Source organism: Streptomyces sp. NPDC044704 (genome assembly GCF_056433525.1).
This window is the reverse complement of sequence record NZ_JBWKGY010000012.1, coordinates 58,117-74,418: the sequence shown is the minus strand read 5'-3', so window position 1 is coordinate 74,418 and position 16,302 is coordinate 58,117. Positions and strand designations below refer to the sequence as shown.

Below are 16,302 nucleotides of genomic sequence, written 5' to 3'. Positions count from 1 at the left end.
CTCACCGGTCCAGCGCGTTGTCGATGGCCTTCACCGCGGCGTCCCAGCCCTCCTGCGGGCTGCGGCCCTTCTGGTCGACCTGGAGCATCCCGATGTCCGCCAGGTTCTGCGCGATCACCAGGTCCTTCGGGCCGATGACCGTGACCGGTACCCCCTCGGCCGCCCGCGCGAAGATCTCCCCGATGGGGGCGCCGCCGAAGTAGGCGTGCTGCGCGCCCGCCACCGCGGGCAGCGCGTACGCGGCGCTCGCGCTCGGGAAGCTCCCGCGCTTCTCGAACAGCTTCGCCTGCTGCGCGGGGGCCGTCAGCCACGCGGCCAGCTTCGCGGCCTCCTCGGTGTGCTTGCCCGCCTTCGGCACCACCAGGAACGACCCGCCCCAGTTGCTGGGCTTCGGCGCCTGGGCCACGTCCCACTTGTCCTTGCCCGCCGGGCCCGCCTTGTCCTGGATGTACCCGAGCATCCAGGCCGGGCAGGAGACCGTCGCGAAGGAGCCGTTGGCGAAGCCCTGGTCCCAGGTGGGCGTGAACTGCTGGAGCTTCGCGCTCAGCCCCCCGGAGGCGAAGGAGGCCGCGAGGTCGAAGGCCCCGCGCACCGCCGGGTTGGTCTTGTAGACGACCTCGCCGCGCTCGTCGTAGTACCGCTGGGCACTGCTCCCGGTGACGGCCGCCATCACGCCCGACGCCGAGTCCACGAAGGCCTTGCCGTCGCCTGCCTTCGCCCGGTAGGCGCGGCCCGCCTCCAGGTACTTGTTCCAGTCACCGGCCCACAGCGCGCCGACCGCCGCCCGGTCGGTGGGCAGCCCGGCCGCCGCGAAGAGGTCCTTGCGGTAGCAGATGCCCTGCGGGCCTATGTCGGTGCCGAGGCCGACCGTCGCCCCGCCCTTCGCCGCGGGCGCCGTGCCCTGCGCCCACTTCCACGGCAGGTACGCGGCCTTGTCCACCCCGGCCGCCTTGCCGAGGTCGACCAGCTTGTCCGCCTGGGTCGCGGTGATCTCCGCGATGTTGTTGACCTCGACGGCCTGGACGTCCGCGAGTCCGCTGCCGGTGCCCAGGTGGGTCAGGAGCTGCGGGTAGTAGTTCTCGTTCCGCTCGATGGACGTCTGCTCGATCCGGATGCCCGGGTTCTGCGCCATGTACTCGTCGTACAGCCCCGCCTCCTGCAGCCCGAAGGCGCCGAAGACGCCCACCGTCAGGGTCGTCCGCCCCGAGCCGCCGCCCGGGGCGGATCCGCCTTCGGCGTCCGGTTCCGGGTCCTGGGCGCAGCCCGCGAGCAGGAGGGCGGTCGCGCCGATCACGCCGGCCGTGGTGAGGAGTCTTCTTCGGGCTCGCATCTGGGTCCTCCCTGAAGGACGGAACGTGCCGAGTGTCGTGTGCCACAGTGTGGGAGCGCTCCCACAGTCGTCAAGGGGTAGATTCACAGCCGGGAGGAAGCCATGAACGGGCACGGGCGCAGTGGAGGACGGCCGACCTTGGAAGAGGTCGCGGTCCGGGCCGGGGTCGGGCGGGGCACCGTCTCCCGGGTGATCAACGGATCGACCAAGGTCAGCGACCGTACGCGGGAGGCCGTCGAGGCCGCCGTCGCCGAGCTGGGGTACGTACCGAACCGGGCCGCCCGCGCGCTGGCCGCCAACCGCACCGACGCCATCGCGCTCGTCATCCCCGAGCCGGAGGCCCGCTTCTTCTCGGAGCCCTACTTCTCCGACGTGGTGCGCGGCGTCGGAGCCACCCTCGCGGAGACCGACGTACAGCTGGTGCTCACCCTCGCGGGCAGTGACCGCGAGCGCCGCCGGCTGGCGCAGTACCTGTCCGGACACCGGGTCGACGGCGTCCTGCTGGCCTCCGTGCACGCCGGGGACCCGCTGCCGGAGCTGCTGGCCGAACTGGGCATCCCGGCGGTGATCAGCGGCCGCCGGTCGGCCGCCGAGACCCTCCCCAGCGTGGACTCCGACAACCTGGCGGGTGCGGCCGGGGCCGTGCGCCACCTCCTCGGGCGGGGCCGCCGCGCCATCGCCACCATCACCGGGCCCCTCGACGTGTACGGGGCCCAGTGCCGCCTCGACGGCTACCGGCAGGCCCTGGCCGCCGCCGGGCACCCCGTCGACGAGCTGCTGGTGTCGGTCGGGGACTTCACCGAGGACGGCGGCCGCCGGGCCATGCGCGAACTGCTGGCGCGCCGCCCCGCCCTGGACGCCGTCTTCGCCGCCTCGGACGTGATGGCGGCGGGCGCCCTGCGGGAGCTGCGCGCGGCCGGCCGCCGGGTTCCGCTGGACGTGGCCCTCGTCGGCTTCGACGACTCGGTGGTGGCCCGCCACATGGATCCGCCGCTGACCAGCGTCCGCCAGCCGATCGAGGAGATGGGCCGGACCATGGCGCGGGTGCTGCTGGAGCGCATAGCGGGTCCGCGGGACGGCGCGGGTGAGGGGCCGGGGGAGCGGGCGGTGGTCCTGCCGACGGAGCTCGTCGTCCGGGAGTCCTCGTAACGCGCCGGCAGGTCGGCCGGACATGCAGAAGGCCCCGGTCCGCTTCCGCGTACCGGGGCCTTCCCGCAGGGTGAGTGACGGGACTTGAACCCGCGGCCACCTGGACCACAACCAGGTGCTCTACCAACTGAGCTACACCCACCATGTCCGGTCGCAGAACGACCGGCCGAAGAAAAGGGTACAGGGTCCGGGAGGGTGCTCGCTCCCCCCTTTCCCCGCGCCCCCCTCCGGGAGGTGTTACTCGCCGGGCACGACGTGCTTGGCGGCGATGGAGCGGGCCGTGTCCGAGTCGGGCCCGGGCTGCGGGACGAAGACCGCCTCGCGGTAGTAGCGCAGCTCGGCGATGGACTCCTTGATGTCCGCGAGCGCCCGGTGGTTGCCGTTCTTCGGCGGGCTGTTGAAGTAGGCCCGCGGGTACCAGCGGCGCGCCAGCTCCTTGACCGAGGACACGTCCACGATCCGGTAGTGCAGGTAGCTCTCCAGCGCGCCCATGTCACGCAGCAGGAACCCGCGGTCGGTGCCGACCGAGTTCCCGCACAGGGGCGCCTTGCGGGGCTCCTTCACGTGCTTCCGTACGTACGCCAGGACCTGCGCCTCGGCGTCGGCGAGGGTGGTGCCGGCGGCCAGCTCGTCGAGCAGCCCGGAAGCGGTGTGCATCTCGCGCACCACGTCCGGCATGGTCTCCAGGGCCGCGTCCGGCGGGCGGATCACGATGTCCACGCCTTCGCCGAGCACGTTGAGCTCCGAGTCGGTGACCAGTGCGGCCACCTCGATAAGTGCGTCGTCCGTCAACGAGAGCCCGGTCATCTCGCAGTCGATCCACACCATGCGATCGTTCATGCGCCCCACCTTATGCCGAAGGTCCCCCGCACCGGTGCTCGACCGGTGCGGGGGACCTTGTTCGGGCGGGGCCCGGAGGGCGTTACGCGTGCTCGCGCAGCACCCTGCCCGGGGCGTACAGCTCCGTCACGCTCGGACCGGAGGCGGCCAGGGCCGCCGCTGCCCGCTGGGGCTGCGGAGTGCGCTGGTGCGGCACCGGGACGTCCGAGATCTGGGTCACCGGGCTGACGTCGGTCTGCGGGCGGCGTGCCCGGTAGGCCGAGCGGTAGGCGGCCGGGGAGGACCCCAGCTGCCGCCGGAAGTGACCGCGCAGCGCGACGGGCGAACGGAACCCGCAGCGTCCGGCGACCTCGTCGACCGAGTAGTCGGAGGTCTCCAGCAGCCGCTGTGCCTGGAGCACCCGCTGGGTGATCAGCCACTGGAGCGGCGCGCTGCCGGTGAGCGAGCGGAACCGCCGGTCGAAGGTGCGCCTGCTCATGTAGGCGCGGGCGGCCAGCGTCTCCACGTCGAACTGCTCGTGGAGGTGTTCCAGTGCCCAGGCGACGACCTCGGCGAGCGGGTCGGCGCCGATCTCCTCGGGCAGCGACCGGTCGAGGTAGCGTTCCTGGCCACCCGTGCGCCGCGGCGGGACGACGAGCCTGCGGGCCAGGGCCCCGGCCGCCTCGCTGCCGTGGTCGGTGCGCACGATGTGCAGGCACAGGTCGATTCCGGCCGCGGTGCCCGCGGACGTCAGCACGTCGCCGTCGTCGACGAACAGCTCGCGCGGGTCGACGTGGACGGACGGGTACCGCTTGGCGAGCGTCGGCGCGTACATCCAGTGCGTCGTCGCGGGCCGGCCGTCCAGCAGTCCGGCGGCGGCGAGCACGAAGGCTCCCGTGCACAGACCGACGATCCGGGCCCCCTCCTCGTGCGCCAGACGCAGTGCGTCGAGCGCTTCGGGCGGTGGCGGTGAAGTGATGGACCGCCAGGCCGGAACGACGACCGTGCCTGCCCGGGCGATCGCCTCCAGCCCGTACGGCGCGGTCAGTTCGAGTCCGCCGGTGGTCCGCAGCGGACCGTCCTCCCCGGCGCACACGAGCAGTCGGTAGCGTGGAACGCCCGCGTCCTGCCGGTCGATGCCGAACACGGACAGCGGAATGGAACTCTCGAAGATCGGTCCGCCGCTGAACAGCAGCACCGCGACGATCTCCCTGCGGCGACGCCCCGCGAGTTTCCGGCCCGCGTCCGCGACGACGGCGGTGGAATCCTGGCTCATGGCGCTAAGCCCCCCTTGGGTGTCGCGACTCCTTGGTCTGGTCGCACCTGCACGTTTCCCCTCGGCCTTGCACGTGGATCCCCCGCCGTAAATACATGATCGAATCTACTGCGTCCCGTGGTGTCGGCGTGACAAGTTCAGCACGCAGCGCTATGTCGACTTGGCAACTTGGCGAAAAGCATTCGATCAGGAAGCGTTCCACTCCGCTACCCGGGTGGGAAGCGTCCTGTCCGGCCATGGCCAGTACCCGTAGGGTCACGACGTCCCTCGGGCTCTGTAGTCGCTGGTGGTAGGGGGGTTGGGGGGACATTCCGGCAAGGAGGGCACCCGGTCGGGAAGTTGGCTGAAAACCATCGGGTGTGTACGTGCGAACCGGTCAGTCCTGAGGGGGGACGCCTCCGGAACCGTGACAACCGCGGTGCGAGCCGGCCCCGGTGCGCGAGTGGCGGCCGCGGTGGCCGGACGGAAGCGGCTCCTCCGCGAGCACCCGGGCGGCGGCCCGTTCCGTCTTCTCGGAGTGGCGCAGCAGCACCCGGCAGGCGGCGGTGACGGCGGCCAGCCCCAGGGTCGCCACGGCGGCCCCGCCGTACGAGGTCCCGTAGACGACCAGGACCACGGGGACGAGCAGGCAGCTGAAGGCGGCCCAGCGGACCACGTCACCCGCCGGGTCGTCATGTGACGTCCTGCCGGGTGGCACGGACGGGTGAAGTGAGGGAGGGGCGGAGGTGTAGGGAGAAGGGGCGGACAGGACGGACTGCGTCGGCGGAGCGGGCTGGACGGGGTGAACCGGATGGCCGGGCACGGCGTACTCCCTGCGGGCTCTTCCTGGACGGTCGGACGCCTGTCCAACGGCCCGCGGCGCCGTGCGGTCACTGCGCGCACGGGTGGCAGAAGGGTCCTTCGTCACTGCCTGTAGGGGACAGCGGCCATTGCCAAGGCGGCGAGGCTCCGGCATGCTCCCTGGGACGCTCTCCAAGGGCGGCATGCCCTGTGCAGGACAGGAGTGTCGCCGTACCCTGGTGGGTAAGGGCTTGGGAAGATGGTTCCCGGACAGAGCCCCGTCACCCTGTGTCGCCAAAGTCGGCGTCGTCAAGAATCCGCTTCGCCCCAAACGTCCCTGTCGCTTCCCTCGAGGATCCTTCGCCGAGACATCCATGGCCGGTCACGAATTCTCCGAACCCGCGGACCGCAAGCGCAAACCCGCCGCCGACTCCGTTTCGGCCGACCTGCGCGCGGTGGAACAGACACGCCACCCCTGCGACCCTGCCTTCCGGCACGGGGTGGTGGTGGGCTTCGACGGCTCCACGTCCAGTGAGCGAGCCCTCGCGTACGCCATCGGGATGGCCCGGCGCTCCGGTTCCGGTCTGATCATCGTGCACGTGGCCAACCGGCTGCCGACCACGGTGTGGGCCGGCTGCGAGCCGCCCGTCTTCGTGGACGTCCCGGACCACCGCACCGAGGTGCTGGGGCTGGAGCTGGCCTGCGCGGACTACCTGGCCGAGGTCCCGTGGATCCTGGTGGAGCGGGGCGGGGACATCTGCCACGAGCTGGAGGAGGTCGGCCGGGAGTACTCGGCGGACGCCATCGTGGTCGGCTCGACGCACGGGATCGTGGGCCGGATCTTCGGCTCGGTGGCCGGGCGGCTGGCGAAGCGGGCGCAGCGACCCGTTGTTGTCATTCCGTAACCCACTGTACGTCGGTTGTGCGGTTGTGAACCCCCATGTAAAGGGTAGATAAATGCTGCTGGGACGCAGCAAACAACTGCAGATCGAAGGGAGCCCGCCGTGGACAATGGTGTCTCTGCGGGAAGCACGGCCTCGACCTCGACCCTGGGGCACATCGCCCTGGGTCTCACCCTTCTCGCGTTCGGTATCGGCCACACCGGGATCATCGACGGCGTGACCGCGGCCAACTCCGTGTCACTCGCCACCTACGTCGGCGGTCTCGCCCTGTTCGTCCTCGGGATCCTCGAATTCCGCGGCGGCAACGGCTTCAACGGCACGGCGTTCGCGGGCCTCGGCGCCTTCTGGTTCACCTGGGCGGCCGGAGCCGACGGAAAGGTTTCGGCGGACGCCGCCGGATCGTTCCTCGTCCTGTTCGCCCTCCTCGGGCTGACCCTCACGGTGGGGGCCGCCGGCGGGCTCTTCGGCCAGGGCGTCTACGCCCTGTTCACCCTCTCCCTGGTGCTCCTCGCGATAGGCGCCTTCGCCGACAGCGGCGCTCTGGCCAAGGCGGCGGGCTGGGTGGCGGCGGTCGCCGGACTGCTCGCCTGGTACGGGGCGACCGCGGCGCTGGCCCACTGGCCGACGGCGCTCGGCAGGTCCTCCCGCCGCGGCGCGGTCGCGGCCGGCTGAGGAGAACGCACGCGGAGCGGCCCCCGGAGGAATTTTCCCCCGGGGGCCGCTCCGTCACGTTCCGGGCCGCCGTGCGGCGGCCGGGGCGGGTCCGGCTACTCGACGGTGACGGACTTCGCCAGGTTGCGGGGCTTGTCGATGTCCCGGCCCAGGGCCAGAGCCGTGTGGTACGCCAGCAGCTGGAGCGGGATGCCCATCAGGATCGGGTCCAGCTCGTCCTCGTTCTTGGGCACGAGGATGGTGTGGTCGGCCTTCTCCTGCGCGCGGTGGGCGACGGCGAGGATGCGGCCGCTGCGGGCCTTGATCTCCTCCAGCGCCGCGCGGTTCTTCTCCAGCAGGTCGTCGTCCGGGACGATCGCGACCGTCGGCATGGCCGGCTCGATGAGGGCGAGCGGACCGTGCTTGAGCTCGGAGGCCGGGTAGGCCTCGGCGTGGATGTAGGAGATCTCCTTCAGCTTGAGGGAGGCCTCCAGCGCCACCGGGTAACCGCGGACGCGGCCGATGAACATCATCGACTTGGCCTCGGCGTACTCGGCCGCCAGCTTCTTGATGTCCTCCTCGCCCTCCAGGATCTCCTGGATCTGCGCGGGCAGCTTGCGCAGGCCCTCGATGATCCGCTTGCCGTCGGTGACGGACAGGTCCCGGATCCGGCCGAGGTGCACGGCGAGCAGCGCGAAGGCGACGACCGTGTTGGTGAAGCACTTGGTGGACACGACGCAGACCTCGGGGCCGGCGTGCACGTACACGCCGCCGTCGGCCTCGCGGGCGATGGCCGAACCGACCACGTTGACCACGCCGAGGACGCGGGCGCCCTTGCGCTTGAGCTCCTGGACGGCCGCGAGCACGTCGTACGTCTCACCGGACTGGGAGACGGCGATGTACAGGGTGTCGGGGTCCACGACCGGGTTGCGGTAGCGGAACTCGGAGGCCGGCTCGGCGTCGGCGGGGATCCGGGCCATGCTCTCGATGAGGCCGGCGCCGATGAGGCCCGCGTGGTACGAGGTGCCGCAGCCGAGGATCTTGACCCGGCGGATGCCGCGCGCCTCGCGCGGGTCCAGGTTCAGGCCGCCGAGGTGCACCGTGTTGAAGCGGTCGTCGATCCGGCCGCGCAGCACGCGGTCGACCGCGTCGGGCTGCTCGGAGATCTCCTTGTGCATGTAGGTGTCGTGGCCGCCCATGTCGTAGGAGGCGGCCTCCCACTCCACGGTCTCGGGCGTGGCGGTGGTCGTCGTACCGCTCGTGGTGTAGGTGCGGAAGTCGTCGGCCTTGAGGGTGGCCATCTCGCCGTCGCCGAGGGTGACGACCTGGCGGGTGTGGGCGACCAGGGCGGCGACGTCCGAGGCGACGAACATCTCCTTCTCGCCGATGCCGAGGACGACCGGGGAGCCGTTGCGGGCGACGACGATGCGGTCGGCGAAGTCGGCGTGCATGACGGCGATGCCGTAGGTGCCGTCGACGACCTTGAGGGCCTCGCGGACCTTCTCCTCCAGCGTCTCGGCCTGGGAGCGGGCGATCAGGTGGACGAGCACCTCGGTGTCGGTCTCCGAGATGAAGACGACGCCCTCGGCCTCCAGCTTGGCGCGCAGCTCGGAGGCGTTGTCGACGATGCCGTTGTGGACGACCGCCACCTTGTTCTCGGCGTCGAGGTGCGGGTGCGAGTTGATGTCGCTCGGCGCGCCGTGGGTGGCCCAGCGGGTGTGCGCGATGCCCGTGGTGCCGGCGAAGCGCTTGGGGACGCGGGACTCCAGGTCACGGACCCGCCCCTTGGCCTTGACGACCTTCAGGGCCGCCGACTTCGGGCTGTTGACGACGATGCCCGCCGAGTCGTAGCCGCGGTATTCCAGCCGCTGGAGTCCTTCCAGCAGCAGCGGTGCCACGTCGCGCTTGCCGATGTAACCCACGATTCCGCACATACGGTGTTGCCCCTCCTGAAGTTCGGTGTCCGTGCCCGGCGGACGCCCCGTGGGCGCCCGGCCGTTTCAGCCGTAGACGATGCGGCGCAGCTGCCGGAGGGAGAGCTCCGGGGGCGCCACGGCGCGGTGCGGCAGTTCGGCCGCGATCCGCTCGAAGATCTCGGCGTTGACCGCGCCGCCGGACTGCAGCTCGCGGTGGCGGCGCCGGACGAATTCCTCGGTCGTCTCGTCGAAGTAGGCGAGCACGTCGAGTACCACCCGGGCCGCTTCGCCGCGCTGGAGCGCGGTGCTGCGCACCAGGTGGTCGACGAGGTCGTCATGCGACGGGCGGCGGTCGAGCACTCGTAGATACTGACCGGCAAAAGGGTGGAACGCAAAGATCCTGCCCGGAATCGGGCAGGATCTCGCTGGTCTGGACCAGAGGAATGGGAGCTTCCGCCCCGGGTCGGTCAGAAGCGACCCAAAATCGCCGCTTTCGCCGTCGTGAACTCCTCGGCGGTCAGGATCCCCGTCCGGTGCAGTTCGCCCAGCTCGCGCAGCCGGCGCAGCAGGGCGTCGTGGTCGTCGCCCGCAGCGGCCGGGGGCGCGGCGGCGGCCGGCAGTTCGGGGGCGGCGGCCGGGGCGGGTGCGCAGGCCGCCGCCGGGTGCGGCATCCGTACCGCCACGGCCGCCGCGGCCAGTGCCATCAGCGGGTCCTTCCTGAGCCCGAAGATCTCCACCGCGTACGGGTCGTACTTGGCCGGCCCGGCCGTGGGCAGGCCCGCCAGGGAGAACCGCAGCCAGCCGTTCTCCAGGCCCCGCGCCGGGAACCACTCGACGGCCTTCAGGTCCGCCGCGCGGAAGGTGCGCGGCCCGCCGGAGGCCTTGGCCTCCTCCGCGGTCCAGCTCCACTTCAGCGTGACCGTGTCCCCGTCGAAGGACACCGTCCCGTCGCCCGCGCTCACCGATATCGGCACGGCCGGCCCGGGCAGCAGGTAGGCGTCCGACGGCCCCGGGTCCACCTGGTCCAGCAGCAGGGCGTTCCGCACCTCGTCGACGAAGTACTCCGCGACCCCCGTGCGGTCCGGCTCCACCGTCAGCCGGTAGGGGTCCGAGCCCTCCGGCAGCCGCCCGCCGGTGACCTGGAGGAGCGGGTCCGCGCCGTCACGCAGCCGCAGCCGCAGCCGGCCCGCCTTGCGTCCCGGTTCGTGACTGATCCCCGCGATCGCGTGCAGGGGAACGGCCACCTCGCCGAGGTGCTGGCGCAGCAGTGACACCCCCTTGTCGCGACCCGGCACGATGCGCACCGCGTCCCCGTCGAAGGTCCAAGTGCCGTCCTTCTGGATGATTTCCGCCATCCGGCGATTCTCCCATCGCCGCCGGCGCTCCGTTTGGCCTATATCTGTGCGCATGAGAGCTCTGCGACGCACGCTCGGCACCCTCCTCGTCCTCGGTGCGGCCGTCTCCTGCACCGCGGCCCACGGCGACGACGCCAAACCCGGGGCCCCGCGCCCCGCCGCCCTCGCCCCCTACGAACGGCTCCTGCCGGCGCCCGCCTCCGCGCGCGCGGAAGGTCCCGGGTACGCCTTCGGCGCCGGCACGGTCATCCGTACGGGCCGGCACTCGCCCGAGGAGGTGCGCCAGGTCGGCGAGCTCCTCGCGGAACAGCTGCGGGGGCCGAGCGGGCTGCCCCTGCCGGTGGTCGACGGGCAGGAGGGGGACGGGATCCGGCTGCTGCTCGACCGGGGCGCCGGGGACCTCGGCGCCGAGGGCTACCGGCTGCGGACCACCGCTTCCGGGATCACGCTGACCGCCCGGACCCCGGCGGGGCTCTTCCGCGGGGGCCAGACGCTGCGGCAGCTGCTGCCGGTGCGGGGGGCGGGGAGCGTGCCGGGCGGGACGGTCACGGACGCGCCGAGGTTCGCGTACCGGGGGGCGATGGTCGACGTCGCCCGTCACTTCTTCCCGGTGGAGCAGGTGAAGAGGTACGTCGACCAGCTCGCCCAGTACAAGATCAACACCCTGCACGTGCACCTGACGGACGACCAGGGCTGGCGGCTCGCGATCGACTCGTGGCCGCGGCTCGCCGAGTACGGCGGCGGCAGCGAGGTCGGGGGCGGCCCCGGGGGCCACTGGACGAAGGAGGAGTACCGGGACCTGGTGGAGTACGCGGCCCGGCGGTACGTGGACGTGGTCCCGGAGATCGACATGCCGGGCCACGTGAACGCGGCGCAGGCCTCCTACGCGGAGCTCAACTGCGACGGGAAGGCGCGGGAGCGCTACACGGGGACCAAGGTCGGCTTCAGCTCGCTGTGCGTGGGCGCGGAGCGCACCTACGAGTTCGTCGAGGACGTGCTGGGCGAGCTGGCGGAACTGACGCCGGGCAAGTACCTGCACATCGGCGGCGACGAGGCGCACGCGACGCCGCCGGCGGACTACGCGGCCTTCATGGACCGGGCCCAGGCGGTCGTGGCCCGGCACGGGAAGACCGTGGTGGGCTGGCACCAGCTCGCGCAGGGGCGTCCGGCGCCGGGCTCGGTGATCCAGTACTGGGGCCACGACCGCACTCCGGCCGCCGAGAAGGCGGCCGTGGTGGCGGCGGCGAAGGCGGGGCACCCGCTGATCCTGTCCCCGGCGGACCGGGCGTACCTGGACATGAAGTACGACGCGAAGACGAAGCCGGGGCTGGCCTGGGCCGGCTACGTCCCGGTGGAGCGGGCGTACTCCTGGAATCCGGGGACGTACCTGGCCGGGGTCGCGGAGTCCGCCGTCCTGGGCGTGGAGGCCCCGCTGTGGACGGAGACGATCGCCGGGCGGGGTGACTGGGAGCTGATGGCGTTCCCGCGCGTGCTGGGGGTGGCGGAGCTGGGCTGGTCCCCGGCGGGCGCGCTCGGCTGGAGCTCGTACCGCGAGCGCCTGGCGGCGCAGGGGCCCCGGCTGGACGCCCAGGACGTCAACTACCACCGGGCGCCGGACGTCCCCTGGTCCTGACGGGTACGACGCTCTGCCCGAGTACGCCGCTCTGCCCGGGTACGACAGCGGGCGGGCGATCGAGGGACCGTATCGATCGCCCGCCCGGGCCGGCCGCACCGGCGGAGGCAGGTCCCTCACCGGCGTGATGCTTAGGTTAGCCTAACCTAAATTACGCGACAAGGGGGTGGGTGCCCCGGCTTCCCGCTACAGCTCGGAAGCGGGGTCCTCGCTCGGCGCCCGGCCCGCGTACGCCTCGGCGAGGAGCTGTTCCTCGCTCGCGCCCAGGCGCCAGTAACCGGTGAAGCGGACCGCGCGCCGGTCGACGCCGCGCTCGCCCACGAGGTGGCGGCGCACCGCGCGGACCGTGCCCGCCTCGCCCGCGATCCAGGCGTACGGCGCCCCGGCCGCGGGCAGCCGCGCCGAGCGCAGCGCGTCCAGCACGCGCCCGGTCCGCTGAGCGCCCGGGGCGTCCTCGCGGACGATCCAGGTGATGTCCGCCTCGGCGAGGGTCGTGAGGTCGAGGCGGTCGCCCGGGTGCGGCACCTCGAACCAGGCCCGTACCCGGGTACCGGCGGCGAGCCGGTCCAGGATCGCGGCGGCGGCGGGCAGCGCCGTCTCGTCCGCGTACATCAGGATCGCGTCGGCGTCGGCCGGCGGCTGGAAGCGCACGGACTTGTTCTCCGCGACGGCCGGGCCGATGGCCATGATCCGGCGGCCGGTGACGGCCCGTCCGGCCCACTGCGCGGCCGGTCCCTCGGGCCCGGAAGGGTCTGCCGTCCCGGCGGCGCCGTGGAGGACGAAGTCGATGTCGACCTCGACCGCGCCCGCCTCCGTGCGCCGCTGCTCGCGCACCGTGTACGAGCGCATCACCGGACGCTCCTCGTCCGGCATCGCCCGCCAGGCGCCGAACCAGGAGTCCTCGTCGGTGGAGGGCAGTTCCGTGTGCTCCCGGTGGGCCGGCGGCAGGAAGAGGGACAGGCTCTGGTCGAAGCCCCCCGAACGGAAGTCCGCGAGGGACTCCCCGCCGAAGGTGACCCGCAGGAAGGAGTGGCCGAGGCGTCGCGTGCGCAGGACTTCGAGGACGAAGAAACGGAAGTGCGCGGAAGCCGGGGCCCCGGATGCGGACGCGGTCATGCGGAGGGTCCCCCAGGGGTGCGGATGCGGGTGTGCCCCGGGAACCGGCCGAAGGGGCCGGTCCCGGGGCGGTGGCCGGTGACGTGCGGGGTCAGCTGACCTTCTTGGCGTTCTGGATCGCCTTGGCGAGGTCCTCCAGGATCTGGGCGCAGCGGTCGTACGAGTAGATCGGCTCGGTCACGCGCGGGGTGATCTGGCCGGCCTTGACGGCGGGGAGCTCGGCCCAGGTCGGCTTCGCCTTCAGCTGCTCCGGCTGGAGGGTGCCGGTGCGGTTGTCGAGCAGGACGAGGTCGGCCTTGTACTTGCCGGCGTTCTCCCAGCTGAGGCTCTCGAAGAAGCCGCCCTCGACCTTGTCCGGGGTGACGAACTCGACGCCGAGCTGCTCGAAGTACTTGAGGTCGGCGGAGGTCTTCGGGGTGGAGACGTAGAACAGGTTGGCGTCGCCGGAGCCGACGAGCACCTTGATGCCCGGGTTGGCCTTGGTGGCCTCGCGGACCTTGGAGGCGGCGGCGTCGAAGCGGGCCTTGGCGTCGATGGTGGTCTTGGTGTTCATGTCGGCGCCCAGCGACTTGGCGAGGTCCGCGGTGCGCTCCAGGGCCTTGTCCAGCGTGGCGTTGCCGCCCACGGAGATCGCGGCGGCCGGGGCCAGCTTCAGGATCTTGTCCTTGGAGGCCTCGGGGACGTACCAGTACGAGCCGTCCCAGGTGTTGGTGACGAGCAGGTCGGGCTGGAGGGCGGCGTACTTCTCGACGTTGAACTCGTCGTAGACGTTGCCGAGGATCTCGACCTTCGATATGTCCAGCGAGCCAGCCTGGACGTCGGGCTTGCCGTCGGCGGTCTTCGTGGGACCGAAGACGCCCTTCACCTCGACGCCGTAGTCGTTGAGCGCGGCGGCCGTGCCGGTGAAGGCGACGATGTTCTTCGGCACGGCCTTGGCGGTGACGTCCTTGTCGAGGTCGTCCTTGAAGCTCCAGGGGCCCGCGGGGGCGGCGCTGGCGGCCTTGTCCTTGCTGCCCGCGCCGTCCTTCGCCGCGTCGGTGTTCCCGCACGCGGAGAGGACCGCGACGAGGCCGAGGGCGCCGCCGGCGGCGATGAGGCCGCGACGGGAGAGGGAGGAGGTCCGGGGCTTGGGCATGTCGAAGTCCGCTTTCGTGCGTGCGTGTGAGGCGGCCATGGGGCCGACCGCAGGGAAGGTTAGCCTAACCTTGCACGAAAGTGGTAAGAGGGCCCGATCCGGACGGGACCCGGGCGCACCTCCCGCACCCGGGCCCCGGCGCCACGGCCTAGCCGGCGAAGCCCAGTTCGCGGGCGATGAGCATGCGCTGCACCTCGCTGGTGCCCTCGCCGATCTCCAGGATCTTGGAGTCGCGCCACATGCGGGCCACCGGGTACTCGTTCATGAAGCCGTAGCCGCCGTGGATCTGCGTGGCGTCACGGGCGTTGTCCACGGCCACCGTCGAGGAGTACAGCTTCGCGATCGCCGCCTGCTTCTTGAAGGGCTCGCCCGACACCAGCCGGGAGGCCGCGTCCCGCCAGCCGATCCGCGCCATGTGGGCGCGCGTCTCCATGTCCGCCAGCTTGAACTGGATGGCCTGGTTGTCGCCGATGGCCTTGCCGAAGGCGTGCCGCTCCTTCGCGTACTTCACCGACTCGTCCACGCAGCCCTGCGCGAGGCCGGTCGCGAGCGCGGAGATCGCGATGCGGCCCTCGTCGAGGATCCGCAGGAACTGGGCGTAGCCGCGGCCCTCTTCGCCGACGAGGTTGGCCAGCGGGACGCGCACGTCGCTGAAGGACAGCTCGCGCGTGTCGGAGGCGTTCCAGCCGACCTTCGAGTACGGCGCGGCCACCGTGAACCCCGGGGTGCCGGAGGGGACGATGATCGAGGAGATCTCCGGGCGGCCGTCCGCCTTGCGGCCCGTCACGGCGGTGACGGTGACCAGCCCGGTGATGTCCGTACCGGAGTTGGTGATGAAGCACTTCGACCCGTTGACGACCCACTCGTCGCCGTCGCGGACGGCGGTGGTGCGGGTGCCGCCCGCGTCGCTGCCCGCGCCCGGCTCGGTCAGGCCGAAGGCGCCCAGGATCTCGCCCGAGCACATCTTCGGCAGCCACTGCCGCTTCTGCTCCTCCGTACCGAACAGGTACAGGGGCATGGCGCCGAGCGAGACGCCCGCCTCCAGGGTGATCGCGACCGAGGAGTCGACGCGGGCCAGCTCCTCCAGGGCGATGCCGAGGGCGAGGTAGTCGCCGCCCATGCCGCCGTACTCCTCGGGGAAGGGCAGGCCGAACAGGCCCATGCGGCCCATCTCGGCGACGATCTCGTACGGGAACTCGTGCCGCTCGTACAGGTCGCCGATCTTCGGCGCGATCACGTCGTGCGCGAACGCCTCGACGGTACGGCGGAGTTCCTCGTGCTCGGGGGTGAGCCGGTGGTCGAGGGGCATGGTTCTCTTACTCCTTGTGGGAGAGGGCGCGGACGGTACGGGAGGGGCTGGGGCGTCCCAGCTGTTCGGCCATCCACACGCTCGTGGCGGTGAGGGCGGCCAGGTCGACGCCGGTCTCGATGCCGAGGCCGTCGAGCATCCACACCAGGTCCTCGGTGGCGAGGTTGCCGGTGGCGCTCTTGGCGTACGGGCATCCGCCGAGGCCGCCCGCGGAGGCGTCGACGGTCGTCACGCCGTGCTGGAGCGCGGCGAGGGTGTTGGACAGGGCCTGTCCGTAGGTGTCGTGGAAGTGCACGCCGATCCGGTCGGTCGGCACGCCGTCCCCGTTCAGCCCGTTCAGCAGCGACCGGACGTGGCCCGGGGTGGCGACGCCGATGGTGTCGCCGAGGCTCAGCTCGTCGCAGCCGAGGTCGAGCAGGGCCCTGGCGACGCGGACCACCTGCTCGACCGGGACCGGGCCCTCCCAGGGGTCGCCGAAGCACATTGACAGGTAGCCGCGGACGTGCGCCCCCTCCTGCTTCGCGCGGGCCACGACGGGCTCGAACATGGCCAGGGACTCGGCGACGGTGCGGTTCAGGTTCCGGGAGGCGAAGGTCTCGGTCGCCGACCCGAACACCGCGATGCGGGTGGCCCCGAGGGCGAGCGCCCGGTCGAGGCCGCGCTCGTTCGGGACCAGGACGGGCAGCGCCGCGTCCACGTCGGCGAGGAGCGGGAAGAGCTGTTCGGCGTCCGCGAGCTGGGGCACCCACTTCGGGTGGACGAAGCTGGTCGCCTCGATGGTGGTGAGGCCGGCCGCCGCGAGCCGGTGGACGAACTCCGCCTTCACCTCGGTGGGGACGGCCGTCTTCTCGTTCTGGAGTCCGTCGCGGGCGCCGACCTCGTGGATCCGTACGCGCGCCGGCAGTCCGGCGGCCGGGACGGTCATGGGCAG

At 72.0% G+C, this 16,302-nt stretch carries 15 protein-coding genes and 1 tRNA gene; 4 read left to right on the top strand and 12 right to left on the bottom strand.

What is annotated here, in order from left to right:
- Nucleotide 1: 1 nt before the first annotated feature.
- Nucleotides 2–1,330 (bottom strand): ABC transporter substrate-binding protein, encoded by a 1,329-nt coding sequence (locus AC07B0_RS26550; protein ID WP_478864462.1) that lies wholly within the window; start codon nucleotides 1,328–1,330, stop codon nucleotides 2–4.
- A 102-nt stretch (nucleotides 1,331–1,432) separates the two neighbouring features.
- Here AC07B0_RS26550 and AC07B0_RS26545 point away from each other — a divergent pair, with 102 nt between their 5' ends.
- The gene (locus AC07B0_RS26545; protein ID WP_478864463.1) at nucleotides 1,433–2,479 is read left to right on the top strand and encodes a LacI family DNA-binding transcriptional regulator; all 1,047 of its coding nucleotides are present in this window, start codon (nucleotides 1,433–1,435) and stop codon (nucleotides 2,477–2,479) included.
- 69 nt (nucleotides 2,480–2,548) lie between these two features.
- Here AC07B0_RS26545 and AC07B0_RS26540 read toward each other — a convergent pair.
- From AC07B0_RS26540 to AC07B0_RS26525, 4 genes are all read right to left on the bottom strand, one after another.
- Nucleotides 2,549–2,621, bottom strand: a tRNA-His gene (locus AC07B0_RS26540).
- Nucleotides 2,622–2,716: 95 nt separating this feature from the next.
- Complete coding sequence (orn, locus tag AC07B0_RS26535) at nucleotides 2,717–3,319, bottom strand: oligoribonuclease (protein ID WP_356881309.1); 603 nt, start codon at nucleotides 3,317–3,319, stop codon at nucleotides 2,717–2,719.
- 82 nt (nucleotides 3,320–3,401) lie between these two features.
- The gene (locus AC07B0_RS26530) at nucleotides 3,402–4,574 is read right to left on the bottom strand and encodes a helix-turn-helix domain-containing protein (protein WP_356881311.1); all 1,173 of its coding nucleotides are present in this window, start codon (nucleotides 4,572–4,574) and stop codon (nucleotides 3,402–3,404) included.
- 376 nt (nucleotides 4,575–4,950) lie between these two features.
- The gene (locus tag AC07B0_RS26525; RefSeq protein ID WP_467294224.1) at nucleotides 4,951–5,271 is read right to left on the bottom strand and encodes a hypothetical protein; all 321 of its coding nucleotides are present in this window, start codon (nucleotides 5,269–5,271) and stop codon (nucleotides 4,951–4,953) included.
- A 457-nt stretch (nucleotides 5,272–5,728) separates the two neighbouring features.
- Between AC07B0_RS26525 and AC07B0_RS26520 the strand changes: the two genes are divergently transcribed.
- Nucleotides 5,729–6,259, top strand: a complete 531-nt coding sequence (locus AC07B0_RS26520; RefSeq protein WP_356881316.1) for a universal stress protein — start codon at nucleotides 5,729–5,731, stop codon at nucleotides 6,257–6,259.
- A gap of 99 nt (nucleotides 6,260–6,358) precedes the next feature.
- Nucleotides 6,359–6,928 carry an acetate uptake transporter gene (locus tag AC07B0_RS26515; protein ID WP_356881318.1) on the top strand — a complete coding sequence of 190 codons (570 nt, stop codon included), beginning with the start codon at nucleotides 6,359–6,361 and terminating at the stop codon, nucleotides 6,926–6,928.
- Between the two features lie 95 nt (nucleotides 6,929–7,023).
- On the opposite strand, the gene glmS is transcribed toward AC07B0_RS26515, so the two are convergent.
- The 3 genes from glmS to AC07B0_RS26500 all read right to left on the bottom strand — a co-directional run bounded on the left by glmS (nucleotide 7,024) and on the right by AC07B0_RS26500 (nucleotide 10,178).
- Nucleotides 7,024–8,841: a glutamine--fructose-6-phosphate transaminase (isomerizing) gene (gene glmS / locus AC07B0_RS26510; RefSeq protein WP_356881320.1), complete on the bottom strand. Its 1,818-nt coding sequence runs from the start codon at nucleotides 8,839–8,841 to the stop codon at nucleotides 7,024–7,026.
- A 66-nt stretch (nucleotides 8,842–8,907) separates the two neighbouring features.
- A complete protein-coding gene (locus AC07B0_RS26505) occupies nucleotides 8,908–9,183 on the bottom strand; it encodes a hypothetical protein (protein ID WP_030008735.1) in 276 nt (91 codons plus the stop codon).
- Nucleotides 9,184–9,290: 107 nt separating this feature from the next.
- Nucleotides 9,291–10,178 (bottom strand): DUF4429 domain-containing protein, encoded by an 888-nt coding sequence (locus AC07B0_RS26500; RefSeq protein WP_478899061.1) that lies wholly within the window; start codon nucleotides 10,176–10,178, stop codon nucleotides 9,291–9,293.
- Between the two features lie 52 nt (nucleotides 10,179–10,230).
- Here AC07B0_RS26500 and AC07B0_RS26495 point away from each other — a divergent pair, with 52 nt between their 5' ends.
- Nucleotides 10,231–11,811 (top strand): beta-N-acetylhexosaminidase, encoded by a 1,581-nt coding sequence (locus AC07B0_RS26495; protein WP_478899060.1) that lies wholly within the window; start codon nucleotides 10,231–10,233, stop codon nucleotides 11,809–11,811.
- Nucleotides 11,812–11,997: 186 nt separating this feature from the next.
- On the opposite strand, the gene AC07B0_RS26490 is transcribed toward AC07B0_RS26495, so the two are convergent.
- From AC07B0_RS26490 to AC07B0_RS26475, 4 genes are all read right to left on the bottom strand, one after another.
- Nucleotides 11,998–12,927, bottom strand: a complete 930-nt coding sequence (locus AC07B0_RS26490; protein WP_478899059.1) for a siderophore-interacting protein — start codon at nucleotides 12,925–12,927, stop codon at nucleotides 11,998–12,000.
- A gap of 91 nt (nucleotides 12,928–13,018) precedes the next feature.
- The gene (locus AC07B0_RS26485; RefSeq protein WP_478899113.1) at nucleotides 13,019–14,062 is read right to left on the bottom strand and encodes an ABC transporter substrate-binding protein; all 1,044 of its coding nucleotides are present in this window, start codon (nucleotides 14,060–14,062) and stop codon (nucleotides 13,019–13,021) included.
- A gap of 148 nt (nucleotides 14,063–14,210) precedes the next feature.
- Nucleotides 14,211–15,371 (bottom strand): acyl-CoA dehydrogenase family protein, encoded by a 1,161-nt coding sequence (locus AC07B0_RS26480; RefSeq protein ID WP_478899058.1) that lies wholly within the window; start codon nucleotides 15,369–15,371, stop codon nucleotides 14,211–14,213.
- Nucleotides 15,372–15,378: 7 nt separating this feature from the next.
- On the bottom strand, nucleotides 15,379–16,296 hold the full coding sequence (locus tag AC07B0_RS26475; protein WP_356881368.1) for a hydroxymethylglutaryl-CoA lyase: 918 nt from the start codon (nucleotides 16,294–16,296) through the stop codon (nucleotides 15,379–15,381).
- Nucleotides 16,297–16,302 lie beyond the last annotated feature (6 nt).

Excerpts from the sequence above, each read along its gene's own strand:
- AC07B0_RS26550 (WP_478864462.1), bottom strand. The coding sequence starts at position 1,330 with ATGCGAGCCCGAAGAAGACTCCTCACCACGGCCGGCGTGATCGGCGCG.
- AC07B0_RS26545 (WP_478864463.1), top strand. The coding sequence starts at position 1,433 with ATGAACGGGCACGGGCGCAGTGGAGGACGGCCGACCTTGGAAGAGGTC.
- orn (WP_356881309.1), bottom strand. The coding sequence starts at position 3,319 with ATGAACGATCGCATGGTGTGGATCGACTGCGAGATGACCGGGCTCTCG.
- AC07B0_RS26530 (WP_356881311.1), bottom strand. The coding sequence starts at position 4,574 with ATGAGCCAGGATTCCACCGCCGTCGTCGCGGACGCGGGCCGGAAACTC.
- AC07B0_RS26520 (WP_356881316.1), top strand. The coding sequence starts at position 5,729 with ATGGCCGGTCACGAATTCTCCGAACCCGCGGACCGCAAGCGCAAACCC.
- glmS (WP_356881320.1), bottom strand. The coding sequence starts at position 8,841 with ATGTGCGGAATCGTGGGTTACATCGGCAAGCGCGACGTGGCACCGCTG.
- AC07B0_RS26500 (WP_478899061.1), bottom strand. The coding sequence starts at position 10,178 with ATGGCGGAAATCATCCAGAAGGACGGCACTTGGACCTTCGACGGGGAC.
- AC07B0_RS26495 (WP_478899060.1), top strand. The coding sequence starts at position 10,231 with ATGAGAGCTCTGCGACGCACGCTCGGCACCCTCCTCGTCCTCGGTGCG.
- AC07B0_RS26490 (WP_478899059.1), bottom strand. The coding sequence starts at position 12,927 with ATGACCGCGTCCGCATCCGGGGCCCCGGCTTCCGCGCACTTCCGTTTC.
- AC07B0_RS26485 (WP_478899113.1), bottom strand. The coding sequence starts at position 14,062 with ATGCCCAAGCCCCGGACCTCCTCCCTCTCCCGTCGCGGCCTCATCGCC.
- AC07B0_RS26480 (WP_478899058.1), bottom strand. The coding sequence starts at position 15,371 with ATGCCCCTCGACCACCGGCTCACCCCCGAGCACGAGGAACTCCGCCGT.
- AC07B0_RS26475 (WP_356881368.1), bottom strand. The coding sequence starts at position 16,296 with ATGACCGTCCCGGCCGCCGGACTGCCGGCGCGCGTACGGATCCACGAG.